The organism is Peribacillus aracenensis (assembly GCF_025175645.1).
Taxonomy (GTDB): Bacteria; Bacillota; Bacilli; order Bacillales; family DSM-1321; genus Peribacillus; species Peribacillus aracenensis.
Map to the genome: position 1 here is coordinate 525,221 of NZ_JANZMJ010000001.1, position 14,320 is coordinate 539,540.

Here is a 14,320-nt window from a genome sequence, read left to right on the forward strand (position 1 = left end):
GAGGCGATAAAAATGGGAAAAATCATACAGCTTGATGAGGCTTTATCTAATAAAATCGCAGCTGGCGAAGTTGTTGAACGCCCAGCCTCAGTCGTTAAGGAACTTGTGGAAAACGCAATAGATGCAAACAGTACCATTATAGAGATTGAATTGGTGGAGGCTGGACTTGGTTCCATCCGGATCGTGGATAATGGCGATGGGATTTTGGCTGATGACATAGAAGCGGCATTTAAACGCCATGCCACAAGTAAAATAAAAGATGAAAATGATCTTTTCCGAATTCGAACACTTGGCTTCCGCGGTGAAGCAATGCCCAGTATTGCTTCAGTTTCCCGTTTTGAAATGAAAAGCAGCACAGGCGAGGGTGTGGGAACACGCATACTTCTTGAAGGCGGCATGGTTAAGGAACTCGAAGCTTCATCAAGCCGAAAAGGAACGGATATCCTGGTTTCCGATTTGTTTTTCAATACTCCTGCAAGGTTGAAATATATGAAAACGATTCATACCGAGCTAGGAAATATTACGGATGTCGCTAACAGGCTAGCACTTTCGCATCCGGATGTTTCTATACGGTTATCACACAACGAGAAGCGAATCCTGCATACGAATGGTAACGGTGATGTCAGGCAGGTGCTAGCCGCAATTTATGGTACGAATATTGCCAAAAAAATGATTCCGGTTCAGGCAAGCTCCTTGGACTTCAAAATATCCGGATATATCGTTATGCCTGAGGTCACCCGGGCTTCAAGGAATTATATTTCAACCATGATAAACGGCCGCTTCATTAAAAACTATGCGCTCGTGAAAGCAATCCTGGATGGGTACCATACACTCCTTCCAATTGGGCGTTTTCCAATTGCTTTGTTGAATATTGAAATGGATCCGATTCTTGTCGATGTCAATGTACATCCATCCAAAATGGAGGTAAGGCTTAGCAAGGAACAGGAATTGTACAGTCTTGTTTCGGAAACGATCAAATCTTCGTTTAAAAAGATGACTCTAATACCAAGTGGATATACACCAGCACCAAAGCCGGAACAGGTGAAAAGTGAGCAAACTGAGCTGGAATTGGACCATGTTGTGGAAAGCGGCAAGCGCATCCTTGAAGAAGCCAAGAAAGAAGCTTCACTCTTGAAGGATACCTTGATTCGGGAAAAGCAGGAACAAAAGAGTTACGTGGATCATAATGTAGATTTCAATCTGGAACCAATAAAGGAAATAATCTATAGCAATGAACAGCAGCAAATGGCAGATGCTTATATTCCGGTTTTACAAGATGATGAAAGCAAGCCCAATTACGAGTCAGCTGAAAAGTATACAACCTATACGGTCGAACAAGAGGAAGAAATTGAAGTGAATCAACCGGATAGCCGCATCCCTCCCATGTACCCGATTGGGCAAATGCATGGAACCTATATTTTCGCCCAAAACGAAAAAGGGTTGTACATCATAGACCAACATGCTGCCCAGGAACGGATCAAATACGAATATTTTAAAGAAAAGGTCGGACGTGTTGAAAACGAGCTGCAGGACATGCTAGTTCCCATCACCCTTGAATTTTCAACAGACCAATGTATCAGGATAAATGAGTATAGGCATGAATTGGAAAAAGTCGGCGTCTATTTAGAAGAGTTTGGCTATAACGCCTATATTGTCCGATCGCATCCACAATGGTTCCCTAAAGGAATTGAACAGGAAATCCTTGAAGAAATGATAGAACAATTGCTATCAATGAAAAAGGTCGACATCAAAAAACTGCGTGAAGAAGCAGCCATCATGATGAGCTGTAAAGCCTCAATAAAGGCAAACCGTCATCTGCGCAATGATGAAATCCAAGCATTATTGGATGAACTAAGGCGGACAACCGATCCCTTCACATGTCCTCATGGAAGACCTATCATCATCTCTTATTCCATTTATGAAATGGAGAAAATGTTCAAGAGGGTCATGTAATGAAAAGCAATGGAGAACCCTTATGCAATGGGATTCTCCATTGCTTTTTTAGTTAAATGACCACTTTTATTGTTCCGTGCTCTTTTTTCCTGTAGCTTTTGAAAAGTTTTCTGCAGAGGAGTCCTGTATATTCTGAGTAACTGAGTATATTTATCCAATGTGATAGTAACTTTTGAATGGCCTAATCTTTCTGATACCACTTTGGTCTCCGATCCCCAACATTATAGTTGCATGTGTATGGCGTAAATCATGCTTGTACTATATCACTCTTTTATTACGATAATCTTGCTTTGAAAAAGCGTACCCCAATCAAATAATTTTTTAATCTTGTGTACTACATCTGTACTTGAATTTAGGCTCTGTCTGATTATAATATCCATTTCTTACCTCCGCAATCCAATTCGCAAAGGCTTCTCTCCATTGAATACTACTAAAGAATTCATCAACAGATTGATTTTCAGAATCCCAAACTATGAATGTATTGAGAGGGGCAATTCCTCCTGCCCAAATTCCATTATTTGTGTCAGTATTAGCTTCCCTTACTAATAATATGGGTAGTCCAAATTGAAAAGCCATAGAGGGTTCAATTTGTAAAAAAACTGACCCTTCCCAGAAAGGAGTGGAAGATGGAGGTTGTCCTACATTAGTATCAGTAATCTCGACGAGGAAGCGACGAAAGTTGATTGCTAACATTCCATAACTTGATGAAACCAACCGACGAATACTTGTTAAAATGGTTTCTGGATATTGTTCACTTACAGGCAATGTACGTGGAAAAAGCAATGCGTTCTCAATCTCTAAAATAAGTCGGTTTTGAAACTGTTGTTGTATTGGATTTAACGCATTTGTGGTGCTTAAAAATATGGGAATACGAAAAGCACGATCAACGCATTCCTGGTATCTCGATGATGGACATGCTTCTTCCTTTAAAGGTTCATTTTTAGAATTGCTTAAGGAACCTGTACCTTTATCTCTTTTATCTTTATCTTTATTTTTATCACTACTCATTTTTTCATCTCCTTTTCAAATTAATTTATGGGAAAGGGGCAGGTTTTGATTGGACATGACTGTCTGAAATTTATCCTTAAAACACAGCGAATGGAATTGATTTTATGCGAACAATACAACGGATGCTGAAGAAAATTCGCACACAGAAGGAGTGAATGCGCAAACAACGATAATCAAAAACTAAATTTCAGCCAAAGCAATTTAAAGAACTTATGATAATATGGAAAAATAAAATTCCAGAAAGATACAAAGAGTCAGGTAGTTAAAATTTATAGAGATGAATTGAAAAATACTTTGATATGGGTAGGCCCTTTAATCTGTGGGATCAAATTGAGAATCTCCTATATTATAAGAAGAAACTCGATAGAATATATAGAAAACATATAATGAAATTTGTAACCAAGTGTGTTTCGGTTTTTAAAATACCCTTATACCGCATTAGGTGACCACCATAATGAAAGATGTGGCGAAAGTATATGAATTCGGTTTTTTAAAACCGGTCATGTAATGAAAAACAATGGAGAATCCTGATGTAATGGAATTTTCCATTGCTTTTTTCGATTCTGATTTTATTAGACGCCATCCTTGAAGGGGGATAGGAGTTGGACAGGGTTAAGCAAGTTCCCAACATATATTTTCAATAATAATAATATGGGGGAGTGGGCTGGAATTGATAGTTATATGCAGGGGCAGTATACATTTGGTTATCATAGTAATTATATTGCTGCATGTCTTCTTCGGACGCTCGTTGGCAATTGGCTGGCGGACCGATGAATGTTGATGGTTGAACCGGTGCAATTGCTTTTTTCCATTGGTTTTCATCCAGGCAATACGTATGTGCCATAATATTTGCAGGTGTCAATTTCAAGATATCCGAACCCAGGATCACCTCAGGTGTTGGTGCATTAAAAATGGCCAGCAGGTGAGTATTATCCGTATTGGCCACTTCATAATGCCACCAACCTTGGGGAACGTTGGCTACTTGGCCAGGTTTAATAGGATAATTTTGTATTTGCTTAGTAAAAGGATTCAGTAATGAAACGGTTGCCGCTCCAGAAATGCAATACACTAGCTCTGCAGCATTTTGGTGATAATGCGGTTCTACGACATTGCTTGAACTAAGGTAAATATCTAATAAAGAAACATTTTCGAGTGTGTTCAATTGTTTGATACCTAATACATTTATATAGTTTTGATTGTCTTTTTTCATTAAATTGCTTTTATTAACATCAAAAAAGTATTGTGTGGCTGGCGAAGTATAGTCCATATAGGAGACCATGAATTTATCATTCCTTCATTTAAGACTTGATTTTTCAGGATATGTTAAATCTCATTTTAATGTGCAATAACCCAATGGGTTATTTGCTTATGGAGCTAATTAGGAGTGTAATGGCCCCGGCCATCGAATGAATGAGGTGCAGTGATTTTCTGTAACGAATAGGCCCAAAACAGATGCTTATGAGATGAATGATATTTTTATATATTTTAAAACCGAAACTACTAATCTGATTATTGGATATAATCAAACTTTTAATAAGCAGAATTTTCCCATTGCATGACTTTAAATTACAGTGATATAATGTTCTTTATGATTTTAAAGTTTAACATAGGAAGTGGCTAAATTGTCGAACAATTCAAAAGAGAGTAAATTCGTCCCGTACGTCTCTGCATCTAAATCTCTACCGGAATTAACTGCAACTGCAATTATTCTAGGGATCATTCTTGCAATCGTATTCGGGGCGGCAAATGCATACTTAGGCCTACTTATTGGTTTAACTGTCTCTGCTTCAATACCCGCAGCGGTAATTTCAATGGCTATCTTAAGAGGGGTTTTTCGCAGGGATTCAATATTAGAAAACAATATTGTGCAAACGATGACCACGGCAGGTGAGGCAATTGGTGCCGGTGCTGTATTTACCATACCAGCATTATTCATGTGGGACATGGACGTGAGTCAAGCATTCATCATTTTCGTTGTATTAACTGGGGGATTTTTAGGGGTCTTCATGATGGTTCCCCTTCGCCAGCTTTTGATTGTAAGGGAACATGAAACATTACCATATCCTGAAGGTACGGCATGTGCCGAGGTCCTGAAGTCAGGAGAAAAGGGTGGTACAAGCGCGAAACTAATCGGAGCCGGTTTGGTTATCGGCGGTGTCGTTAAAGGGCTTGGTGATGGGTTTAAGCTCTTCAAGACAGAGGTTGAAACAGGAATCACGAATTTTAAAAATGCAGTGGTTGGTCTTGATGCCTTTCCTTCCCTTTTGGGTGTAGGTTATATTATTGGACCGCGTGTTGCAGGACAAATGCTAGGTGGGGGTTTATTAGCCTGGGTCGTTCTAATACCAGCCATCAGTTTTTTTGGCGGAAGCAATGGAACAGCCATTTTCCCTTCTGATGTACCGATCGGTGAATTGGATGCATGGGGAATTTGGGATAATTATATACGTTATATTGGTGCTGGTGCCGTTGCAACTGGCGGATTGATCACATTGATCAAAACATTACCAATACTTTTCAGTTCAGTTTTTGATACTATTAAAGGCGTAAAAGCCAATAAAGGACAACTAAAATCAGGTTCGATCCGTACAGAACAAGATATGCCTGCTAAATACGTTTGGTTGGGAACGACCATCGTCATTTTAATCATTGCTTTCACACCTATAACAGATGTAGGGATCATCGGTGCGATTGCAATTGCGATTTTTGGATTTTTATTCGTGACAGTGGCTTCAAGGGTTGTTGGTATCGTCGGAAGTTCTTCTTCACCAGTTTCTGGAATGACGATAGCTACACTATTGATTGTGGCCATTGTCTATAAAGCTACTGGTTTTACTGGTACAACTGGAATGGTAGCTGCATTGACCGTCGCTGCAATCATTTGTACAGCACTTGCGGTTTCAGGTGATGTTTCACAAGATCTAAAAACAGGATATATCGTGGGCGGAACACCATGGAAACAACAAGTTGCCATGATGATCGGTGTTGTTGCGTCCGCTTCAGTCATTGGTTTTATCCTTGTTCTGATGGATAATGCATATACGATGGGGTCTGCCGAACTACCTGCACCTAAAGCGGCACTAATGAAAATACTTGCTGAAGGTGTTCTAGGAGGGGATTTGCCTTGGACCCTCATCTTTATCGGTGCTGCTATTTCCATCACATTAGAGTTTTTCGGTCTGAATTCACTTGTTGTTGCAGTCGGCATTTACTTACCGGTTCATACTAGTGTCCCAATCATGATCGGTGGATTTATTCGATTCTTCGTTGAGTTCTTCTCGAAAACAAAAGAAGCGCTTAAAGCTCGGGTTGATAGAGGTGTATTATTTGCCTCCGGTTTAATAGCAGGTGAATCATTGATTGGTGTTCTTATTGCCATATTGATCGCAGCAGGTGTCCAAGTCCCGGCTGCGGCTAAATTAGCGAGCAATTTGCTGCCATTCCTACTATTCCTTGCTCTAGCTGGATTGCTTTGGTTCGTATCCAGCAAAGGGAAAAAAGAAGATGCTTCGTAAACGCCAATCAAAAAAGAGGAACCTGTTAACTATGGTTCCCCTTTTGGAAAGACGCGTCACTATGGTACATGAATCTTCGGAAGCAACTTTTTTGGTCATTCAAAGGACAAATTTTGTGGAACGAATTACAATTCGTTTCTTTAAACAACCATCAGTCCGTAAAATCAAGCTTGATAAGTTTGGGGCATATGCCATTAAACAGATGCAGTTCCAAAGGAATGTAAATCAGATTTCTGAAGCGATGAGTGAACATTTTGGTGAGGAAGCAGAACCAGCTTTACCGCGGTTGATGAAGTTTCTGGAGATTCTTGAGGTTCATGATTGGATCATATGGGATGATGAAGAAGAAAAATGAAAGAAAGCTGAAGCTCTTTTTGATGCTTCAGCTTTTTTCTGTTTTCCCTTTGGTAAACAAAATTTTCTTTAGGTTTATGAACTTTTAATAATCTCCCTTCAACGAATTGGAATATAGGTATAATTATTTGTAATAACTTTATAGATATTGTATTCTTGTACTGGTAGTGATGAGTAATAAAGCAGTGATATTCAACTTTGAAGAGCAGGTGTTTATTTATTATGGGAAGAGTACAAGGTAAAGTAGCATTAGTGACAGGTGGGGCTTCGGGTATAGGGTTATCCATATCCACTCTGATGGCTAAAGAAGGCGCAAAAGTCGTGATTGCTGATTTTAACGAAGCAGGAGCAAAAGAAGCGGCCGAAAACATAAAAAAACAAGGTGGGGAAGCGGCTGGAGTATTCTTGGATGCTGGACAAGCAGATTCTATCCAGGCAGCAGTCGACTTTACAATTGAACAATATGGTACGGTTACGGTACTTGTTAATAACGTGGGTTTAACTAACCTCCATAAAGATTTGGATGTCGTGAATTTAGATTTGGAAGAATGGGATCGACTTATGGATGTGAATTTAAAAAGTGTCCTTTTGGGAAGCAGGTTTGCCATTCCTCACATGATTAAAGCAGGAGGGGGATCGATAATCAATACTGCCTCCATGGCTGGGTTTACAGGTGACTCCGTACGATCTGCATATGGTGCGTCCAAAGCGGGGGTAGTGAATTTGACCCGTTATATCGCTGCACAGTATGGTAAAGATCATATTCGTTGTAATGGAGTGGCACCAGGCCTTATTTTAACTCCTGCAGCGAAAAAAAATATGCCTCAGGCCGTACTCGATATTTTTGCCAAATTTAATGCATTGCCATATCATGGTGAAGCGGAAGATATCGGTTATACCGTTCTATTCCTTGCATCTGACGAGTCCAAATTCATTACAGGTCAGACGATCCAAGTGGAAGGCGGTCATTATATAGCCAACCCAAGCATCTCTGATTTTAATGATTATGTAACTAAAGCAAAATCCAATTAATTGTCTGGACATTCTTATATCAAAACCTTACCCTGGATAAGATCTACCTTATCCGGGGTTTTTAATTAGGAAGCCCTATATTTTAAAAAACATGAAGCAGGTGCAAATAATGAAAGAAACGAATTATGATGAAATGCTGAACATCAGGACGGAAGGTGAACAAAAAAAATTCAATGACTCTTTGCATTATCACCGCTATGAACCTACTCCATACAGTGCATTAGAACATTTATTCAAAAAATATGCACTGAAAAGAAATGATCGCATTGTGGATTTTGGATGCGGTAAAGGACGCTTGAATTTTTTTATCCATCACTTATATCAATCATCTGTGGTTGGCGTGGAGATGAATGAAAGTTTCTATAAAGAAGCGATTGAGAATCTGAAGGGTTATATGGAGAAAAGGAAAAAAAACAATGCCAATATAGAATTCCACTGTTGTTTGGCAGAAGAATATGGTATTGATACGAAAGACAATCGTTTTTATTTCTTTAATCCGTTCTCGGTACAGATTTTCATGAAAATCATCAATAACATTTTGCTTTCCTTTGAAAAAGAACCGCGCCAAATCGAACTTATATTATTTTATCCTTCACAGGATTATATTTTTTTCCTTGAAAATCAAACCGCCTTCAGGCTGAAAAACGAAGTGATGTTACCTGGCTTGACTGAATCTAATCCTTTTGAGAAATTCGTCATATACGAATTATTGAATTGAATGGATACTCGTTTTATGGTGATGATCAAGTAAATATTAAAAGCACCGTAGATATATTTCAAAACTCGGAGATATAACACCGGAAACCGCAGATATATTTCAAAAATCGGAGATATAACTCCGAAAATCGCAGATAAAATGCCGAAACCGGAGATATAATCCAATTCTTCAGGACTTATTATATAACTTATATTTTCTATAATTTAGAGCGGCTGCTGTTTCCTGGGCAACGTTTATTTCACTATATCCATCTCTTTCGATCCCAACAGAAAAAGTTTTGATTCTTTTGCGATGGAGCAGATAAATGATGAATCAATCCCGCCTGATGGAAAAGATCCAACCGAAACTTCACTTCTCATATGGACGTTTACGGAATCCATCAGAGTTTCTTGTAAGGATGCCTTAATTAATTAGGCATCCGTCTTTTTATATATATTTACAATCAATAGTTTCGCTCGATGACAAAGTGAGCACGATCGCCTCTAAAGAGAGTTTTAGAGAATTCAATGACCGATCCGTCATTCTCATATGTGTAGGTTTCTAAGGAAAAACAAGGTGAACCGTTCGGAACCCCCAATTTGTCAGAAATGGAATCGTCGGCAAGTGAAAACTCCAAGTGTTCGACTGTTTTTTTTACTTTTAAATTGAATTGTGTCTCAAGTACTTTAAAGAGTGATTTTTCGCAGGCTTCGATATTAAGCCCGGGTGTTTTATACCAAGGGAGAAAGGCAATTTCATATTGAAGGGGGATGTCGTTTACGTAACGTATCCGTTCCAGTTTATTTACGGGGTCTCCAATATTTTGTTTGAAAAGCTTGGCTAGGGTAGCGTTTGCTTCAATCACCTTTAAGCTAATGACCTTCGTAGAAGGGTTTTTCCCTTGCATCGTGACTTGCTCAGAGAATTTTTCAACCGTGCTTGTAAGAAATTGCTTCACTTTATTCTCCGAAACGAAAGTCCCTTTGCCTTGAACACGGTAGATGTAGCCTTCGACGTTCAATTGCTGTAAGGCCGTACGAACTGTTGTCCTGCTTACTCCGTATATTTTACAAAATTCAGCCTCGGTCGGTAATTTTGTATTTGGTTGATATTCGCCATTTTTTATGAGATCGATAATCGATTCCTTAACTATGGAATGCAATGCCGCTTCTTTATTCATGGTCTCCACAGTGATTCCTCCTATGTTCATTCCAATATATACATATAGATTATCTCGGATAAGTTTAATAATCAACTTTAAATCGAAAATTTGTAGTAACAAATTTAAAATTGTGTTGATATTTTCATAATTTGTAACTACAATATATGTATGGAGGTAATAATACCCACTTCATATAGCCTTTCAAGGGAAGTGATAAAACAAAGTAACATGGATTAATACAAAAATGTGGTTTAGTCTTACTTGAAAATACTGAATAATCAATCATTAAAAAAGGGGGGTAATTTCAATGAATATCTTATTATGTTGTTCTGCGGGGATGTCTACTAGTTTATTAGTTACCAAGATGGAGGAAAGCGCTAAAAAACAAGGAATAGAATGTCGTATATGGGCTGTTGGTTCTACAGAAGTGAATAATGAAATAGATAAGGCCGATGTGATTTTATTAGGTCCGCAGGTTAGATATCTTCTTTCCAAGTTACAGGAAGCGGGGAAAGAAAAGGGGATTCCAGTCGCAACCATCAATCCAATGTTCTATGGACTATGTAATGGTGAAGAAGTATTAAAACAAGCCACTACTTTAATAAAAGGAGAATAAGGATATGATGACTTTTATTGATAAGTATATTATGCCTGGGGCGGTAAAGGTAGGAAATAACCGGCATTTGCTTGCGATCCGTGACACATTGATTGGAATGATAGCGATTACAATGATTGGGTCATTCGCCGTCCTGTTTAATAATCTAGGGCAAGTCATCAAGCCTTACGGTAGAATGATGGAGGCCATCTTTGGTCCTGCATGGAATACGCTGGGCGGTGATATTTGGTTTGGAACCTTTGCATTCATGACGGTATTCGCTGTATTCGGCATCTCTTATAAATTGGCACGATCATACGGTGACGATGGTTTTGAAGCGATGCTGGTTTCCGCAGCCTGTTTCTTCTTATTATTGCCTCAAATCGGAAATGTCACCTTGACCATCGATGATAAGGATGTAACAGGCGGGGCATGGGGTTTTGTAAGCGTTAACTATTTTAATGCTACAGCTTTATTTACAGGAATTATCGTTGCCTTAATTGCCACTGAAATCTTTGTGAGACTTTCACGAGTGAAATATTTAGTCATCAAGCTGCCTGATGGAGTACCCCCAGCGGTAGCCCGTTCATTTGCAAAGTTAGTGCCGGGTATGGCGACGATCTTTATCGCTGGTGTATTCGGACTGCTATTCCGTAAAATTACGGATGGGCAGATACTGAATGACTGGCTTGGTAAAGTGATTGTATCTCCATTACAAAGTGCAGTAGATTCATTGCCATTCGCTATTTTACTAGTATTTCTTGTTCATTTATTATGGATGATCGGTTTGCATGGACCCAATATCCTTGGAGGGATCACGACACCGCTTTTTGAAAGTTCGGGAGTGAAAAATATCGATTTATATGCAAAAGGCGTAAAAGACATGGATCAATACGGGGTATTGGCGGGTTCTTTCCTGGATGCATTTGTTTATTTAGGCGGATCTGGTGCAACATTGGGCCTGATCATTGCAATGATCATTGCCGGTCGGAAACGGTATAAACAGATGATTGCACTCGGAGGGGCACCAGGAGTGTTCCAGATTAACGAACCCATTCTTTTCGGATTGCCTATCGTTCTGAATCCAATGTGGTTCATCCCATTTGTTCTCGGCCCGGTAATTACAACCGTGATCTCTTATATCGCGGTAAGTAGCGGAATGGTTTTCCCGATCGTCGCCAAGATTCCATGGGTAACCCCTCCGATTGTGGGTGGATTCCTGGCGACAGGCGGGCATATGTCCGGAGCGGTCTTGGCTGCAATCAACTTAGTCATTTCAACAGTGATTTATTTACCATTCGTTTATGCTCAAGTGAAGATAGACACCAAAAATAAAACAGAGCTTACAAAAGATTCAGAAACGCTAAGCGTTTAAGAAAGCGGTGATGAAAATGGAAAAAGAAGAATTATACCAGCTATCCTTTCAATTGATTTTATATAGCGGGAATGCGAGAAGCTTTGCAATGGAAGCGATGCAGGAAGCAAAGAAAAGGAATTTTGATTCTGCTCGCGTGAAAATAGCCGAGGCCGAAACGGAATTACTGCAAGCCCATAAATACCAAACCCAATTAATCCATGCTGAGGCGGGCGGGGACCAATTTGATCTTCCCATTATCCTGGTGCATGCGCAAGATCATTTAATGACAGCGATGACTATAAAGGATCTTGCAATTGAAATGATTGATCTACGCGAAGAATTCTTACATGCAGATGCTGTGAAGGAGAGGACTGCTGAATGAGCAAGGGGCTGAAGATTGTCACGATTGGCGGAGGTTCGAGCTATACGCCCGAACTGATCGAAGGTTTCATCAAATATCATGAAAAACTTCCTGTGAGTGAAATTTGGCTCGTGGACATCGAAGCGGGAAAGGAAAAGCTTGAAATTGTCGGGAATTTGGCAAAAAGGATGATTGAAAAGGCTGGTGTGAATATTGAAGTCCATCTCACGTTAGACAGAAAGAAAGCGCTTAAAGGCGCTGATTATGTAACAACCCAGCTGCGGGTTGGCCAGCTAGCAGCAAGGGCGCTTGATGAAAAGATTCCATTGAAACACGGAGTGATCGGACAGGAGACGAACGGACCAGGCGGGCTTTTCAAGGCTTTTAGAACGATTCCCGTCATTCTGGATATTGCTCATGAAATGGAGGAATTATGTCCGGAAGCATGGCTGATTAACTTCACGAATCCTGCAGGAATGGTAACGGAAGCAGTTCTGCGTCACAGTAATATTTCCAAAATCATCGGCCTTTGCAATGTGCCGATTGGTATGGAACGAGGTGTTGCGGATTTAATGGATGTAGAGCCATCAAGAGTCCGGATCGACTTTGCTGGCTTGAACCATATGGTTTACGGCTTGGATGTATTCGTTGATGGCGAGAGTGTCAAAGATCAAATCATCCATTTGATTACAGATCCATCTAATGCTGTCACGATGAAGAATATCCATGCGATGGGCTGGGAACCGGAATTCCTAAGAGCGTTAAACCTGTTTCCGTGTCCATACCACAACTACTATTATAAAACGGGAGATGTACTAGCCCAGGAATTGAAGGATGCAGAAAAAGGGGAAACACGTGCAGAGGTCGTTCAAAGACTTGAAACAGATTTATTTGAGCTATACAAAGACAAGGATCTGGCCATCAAGCCGCCGCAGCTTGAAGAGCGCGGAGGTGCGTACTACAGTGATGCTGCTGTGCGGTTGATTTGCTCGATGCATACCGATAAGCGAGATATTCAAGCGGTAAATACCATAAACCATGGTGCGATTGAAGGCATCCCCTATGGCTCGGCGATTGAAACCAGTTGCGTGATAACCAAGGATGGTCCTAAGCCTATCAATGTAGGTGAGCTACCTGTCGCAGTTCGCGGTTTAATTCAGCAAATCAAATCCTTTGAAAGGGTAGCCATCGAAGCCGCAATTACAGGCGACTATGATACTGCATTGCTTGCCATGACGATCAATCCACTCGTTCCAAGTGATCGGGTTGCAAAACTTATCTTAGACGAAATGCTGGAGGCGCATAAAGAGTATTTGCCGCAGTTTTTTGAAAAAAAGGAGTTGCACGATAATTTATCATGATTGAAGTCCTTGTAAATGCAGATGATTTCGGGTTAACTAAAGCGGTGAATTATGGGATTTTGGATAGCCACAAATATGGAATTGTCAATTCGGCGACGATCATGATGAATGCGAAAGCAACGGAGCATGCGATTGAAATCGCAAAGAAGACGCCTTCCTTAAAAGTAGGTATACACTTAGTGCTGACATGGGGTAAACCTTTATTGAGTGATGTTCCGAGTTTAGTTGACGAATCAGGTTTTTTTAAAAAGCAAGCGTTGATATATGGGGATCCTGCCGGTATTTCCTTGAGGGAATTGGAGAGGGAGTGGTCAGCACAAATCGAAAGATTCTTGGAATTTGGTCTATTTCCGACTCATTTCGACAGCCATCATCATGTACACGGGATCACAGCATTTCTACCTGTAATAAAAAAGCTGTCTGATAAATACGGATTGCCAGTGCGTAAAGCCGGAAGGCACCTGGCTGGGATTCAAACCGTTACAGATGTATTCCTGGATGATTTTTATGGAGATATGGTGGTTGAAGATTATTTCCAAAACTTGAAGGGAAGGGTACCGGATGGGGCGAGCGTGGAGATAATGACCCATCCTGCTTATATGGATGAAGAATTGATGGAAGTCTCCTCTTATAATGATAAACGCTTGAAAGAAACCCGGATTTTGACACAAGCAAAATTACCTGAGGGATTTTCCCTTAGATTCAGCATCAACCAAGTTAAGATTTGATCATTACAAAAGAGGACCATTCATCAAATGATGAATGGTCCTTTTAAATTCAATGAGTGCTATATCTAAAAATTAATAAGCCAAGCTGAATAGGGCTTTGATGTGTGATAGATAGCGAACATTACTTGCTTCTTTCATCAATGTAGCCGGCAGGCCTTTAAGGGAAGTGTTATTGGCCCCAACGGTTGCCACCGCAT

The 14,320-nt window shown here is 40.1% G+C and carries 13 protein-coding genes and 2 pseudogenes; 10 read left to right on the forward strand and 5 right to left on the reverse strand.

What is annotated here, in order from left to right; genetic code table 11:
• Nucleotides 1–12 precede the first annotated feature (12 nt).
• A complete protein-coding gene (mutL, locus tag N0M92_RS02600) occupies nucleotides 13–1,953 on the forward strand; it encodes a DNA mismatch repair endonuclease MutL (protein ID WP_260284311.1) in 1,941 nt (646 codons plus the stop codon).
• Between the two features lie 321 nt (nucleotides 1,954–2,274).
• Here mutL and N0M92_RS02605 read toward each other — a convergent pair whose 3' ends face one another.
• Nucleotides 2,275–2,961 (reverse strand): hypothetical protein, encoded by a 687-nt coding sequence (locus tag N0M92_RS02605; protein ID WP_260284312.1) that lies wholly within the window; start codon nucleotides 2,959–2,961, stop codon nucleotides 2,275–2,277.
• 637 nt (nucleotides 2,962–3,598) lie between these two features.
• Nucleotides 3,599–4,240: a cupin domain-containing protein gene (locus N0M92_RS02610; protein ID WP_260284313.1), complete on the reverse strand. Its 642-nt coding sequence runs from the start codon at nucleotides 4,238–4,240 to the stop codon at nucleotides 3,599–3,601.
• Between the two features lie 343 nt (nucleotides 4,241–4,583).
• Here N0M92_RS02610 and N0M92_RS02615 point away from each other — a divergent pair, with 343 nt between their 5' ends.
• The 4 genes from N0M92_RS02615 (at nucleotide 4,584) to N0M92_RS02630 (ending at nucleotide 8,580) form a co-directional block, all read left to right on the forward strand.
• Nucleotides 4,584–6,476 (forward strand): OPT family oligopeptide transporter, encoded by a 1,893-nt coding sequence (locus tag N0M92_RS02615; RefSeq protein ID WP_260284314.1) that lies wholly within the window; start codon nucleotides 4,584–4,586, stop codon nucleotides 6,474–6,476.
• Nucleotides 6,466–6,831 carry a PqqD family protein gene (locus N0M92_RS02620; RefSeq protein WP_260284315.1) on the forward strand — a complete coding sequence of 122 codons (366 nt, stop codon included), beginning with the start codon at nucleotides 6,466–6,468 and terminating at the stop codon, nucleotides 6,829–6,831. Before N0M92_RS02615 ends, N0M92_RS02620 begins: the two co-directional genes overlap by 11 nt.
• A 221-nt stretch (nucleotides 6,832–7,052) precedes the next feature.
• Nucleotides 7,053–7,862, forward strand: a complete 810-nt coding sequence (locus N0M92_RS02625; RefSeq protein ID WP_260284316.1) for an SDR family NAD(P)-dependent oxidoreductase — start codon at nucleotides 7,053–7,055, stop codon at nucleotides 7,860–7,862.
• Nucleotides 7,863–7,971: 109 nt separating this feature from the next.
• Nucleotides 7,972–8,580: a class I SAM-dependent methyltransferase gene (locus N0M92_RS02630; RefSeq protein WP_260284317.1), complete on the forward strand. Its 609-nt coding sequence runs from the start codon at nucleotides 7,972–7,974 to the stop codon at nucleotides 8,578–8,580.
• Between the two features lie 164 nt (nucleotides 8,581–8,744).
• On the opposite strand, the pseudogene N0M92_RS02635 reads toward N0M92_RS02630, so the two are convergent.
• Together N0M92_RS02635 and N0M92_RS02640 are read right to left on the reverse strand one after the other, a co-directional pair.
• A pseudogene (locus N0M92_RS02635) lies at nucleotides 8,745–8,960 on the reverse strand (asparagine synthase-related protein); the annotation flags it as partial.
• A gap of 62 nt (nucleotides 8,961–9,022) precedes the next feature.
• Nucleotides 9,023–9,739, reverse strand: coding sequence for a GntR family transcriptional regulator (locus N0M92_RS02640; protein WP_260284346.1), 717 nt, complete (start codon nucleotides 9,737–9,739; stop codon nucleotides 9,023–9,025).
• Nucleotides 9,740–10,028: 289 nt separating this feature from the next.
• On the opposite strand from N0M92_RS02640, the gene N0M92_RS02645 reads away from it, so the two are divergent.
• The 5 genes from N0M92_RS02645 to chbG are packed head-to-tail and all read left to right on the forward strand — an operon-like array spanning nucleotide 10,029 to nucleotide 14,123.
• Nucleotides 10,029–10,337: a PTS sugar transporter subunit IIB gene (locus N0M92_RS02645; RefSeq protein ID WP_076366378.1), complete on the forward strand. Its 309-nt coding sequence runs from the start codon at nucleotides 10,029–10,031 to the stop codon at nucleotides 10,335–10,337.
• Between the two features lie 4 nt (nucleotides 10,338–10,341).
• On the forward strand, nucleotides 10,342–11,691 hold the full coding sequence (locus N0M92_RS02650) for a PTS sugar transporter subunit IIC (RefSeq protein ID WP_260284318.1): 1,350 nt from the start codon (nucleotides 10,342–10,344) through the stop codon (nucleotides 11,689–11,691).
• Between the two features lie 16 nt (nucleotides 11,692–11,707).
• Complete coding sequence (locus N0M92_RS02655; protein WP_098370952.1) at nucleotides 11,708–12,055, forward strand: PTS lactose/cellobiose transporter subunit IIA; 348 nt, start codon at nucleotides 11,708–11,710, stop codon at nucleotides 12,053–12,055.
• Entirely contained in the window at nucleotides 12,052–13,395 is a 1,344-nt protein-coding gene (locus N0M92_RS02660; RefSeq protein ID WP_260284319.1) for a 6-phospho-beta-glucosidase, read from the forward strand. Before N0M92_RS02655 ends, N0M92_RS02660 begins: the two co-directional genes overlap by 4 nt.
• Complete coding sequence (chbG, locus tag N0M92_RS02665; protein WP_260284321.1) at nucleotides 13,392–14,123, forward strand: chitin disaccharide deacetylase; 732 nt, start codon at nucleotides 13,392–13,394, stop codon at nucleotides 14,121–14,123. The genes N0M92_RS02660 and chbG overlap by 4 nt, the downstream gene beginning before the upstream one ends.
• Before the next feature lie 72 nt (nucleotides 14,124–14,195).
• On the opposite strand, the pseudogene N0M92_RS02670 reads toward chbG, so the two are convergent.
• Nucleotides 14,196–14,320 (reverse strand): annotated as a pseudogene (locus N0M92_RS02670) (NAD(P)/FAD-dependent oxidoreductase); the annotation flags it as partial.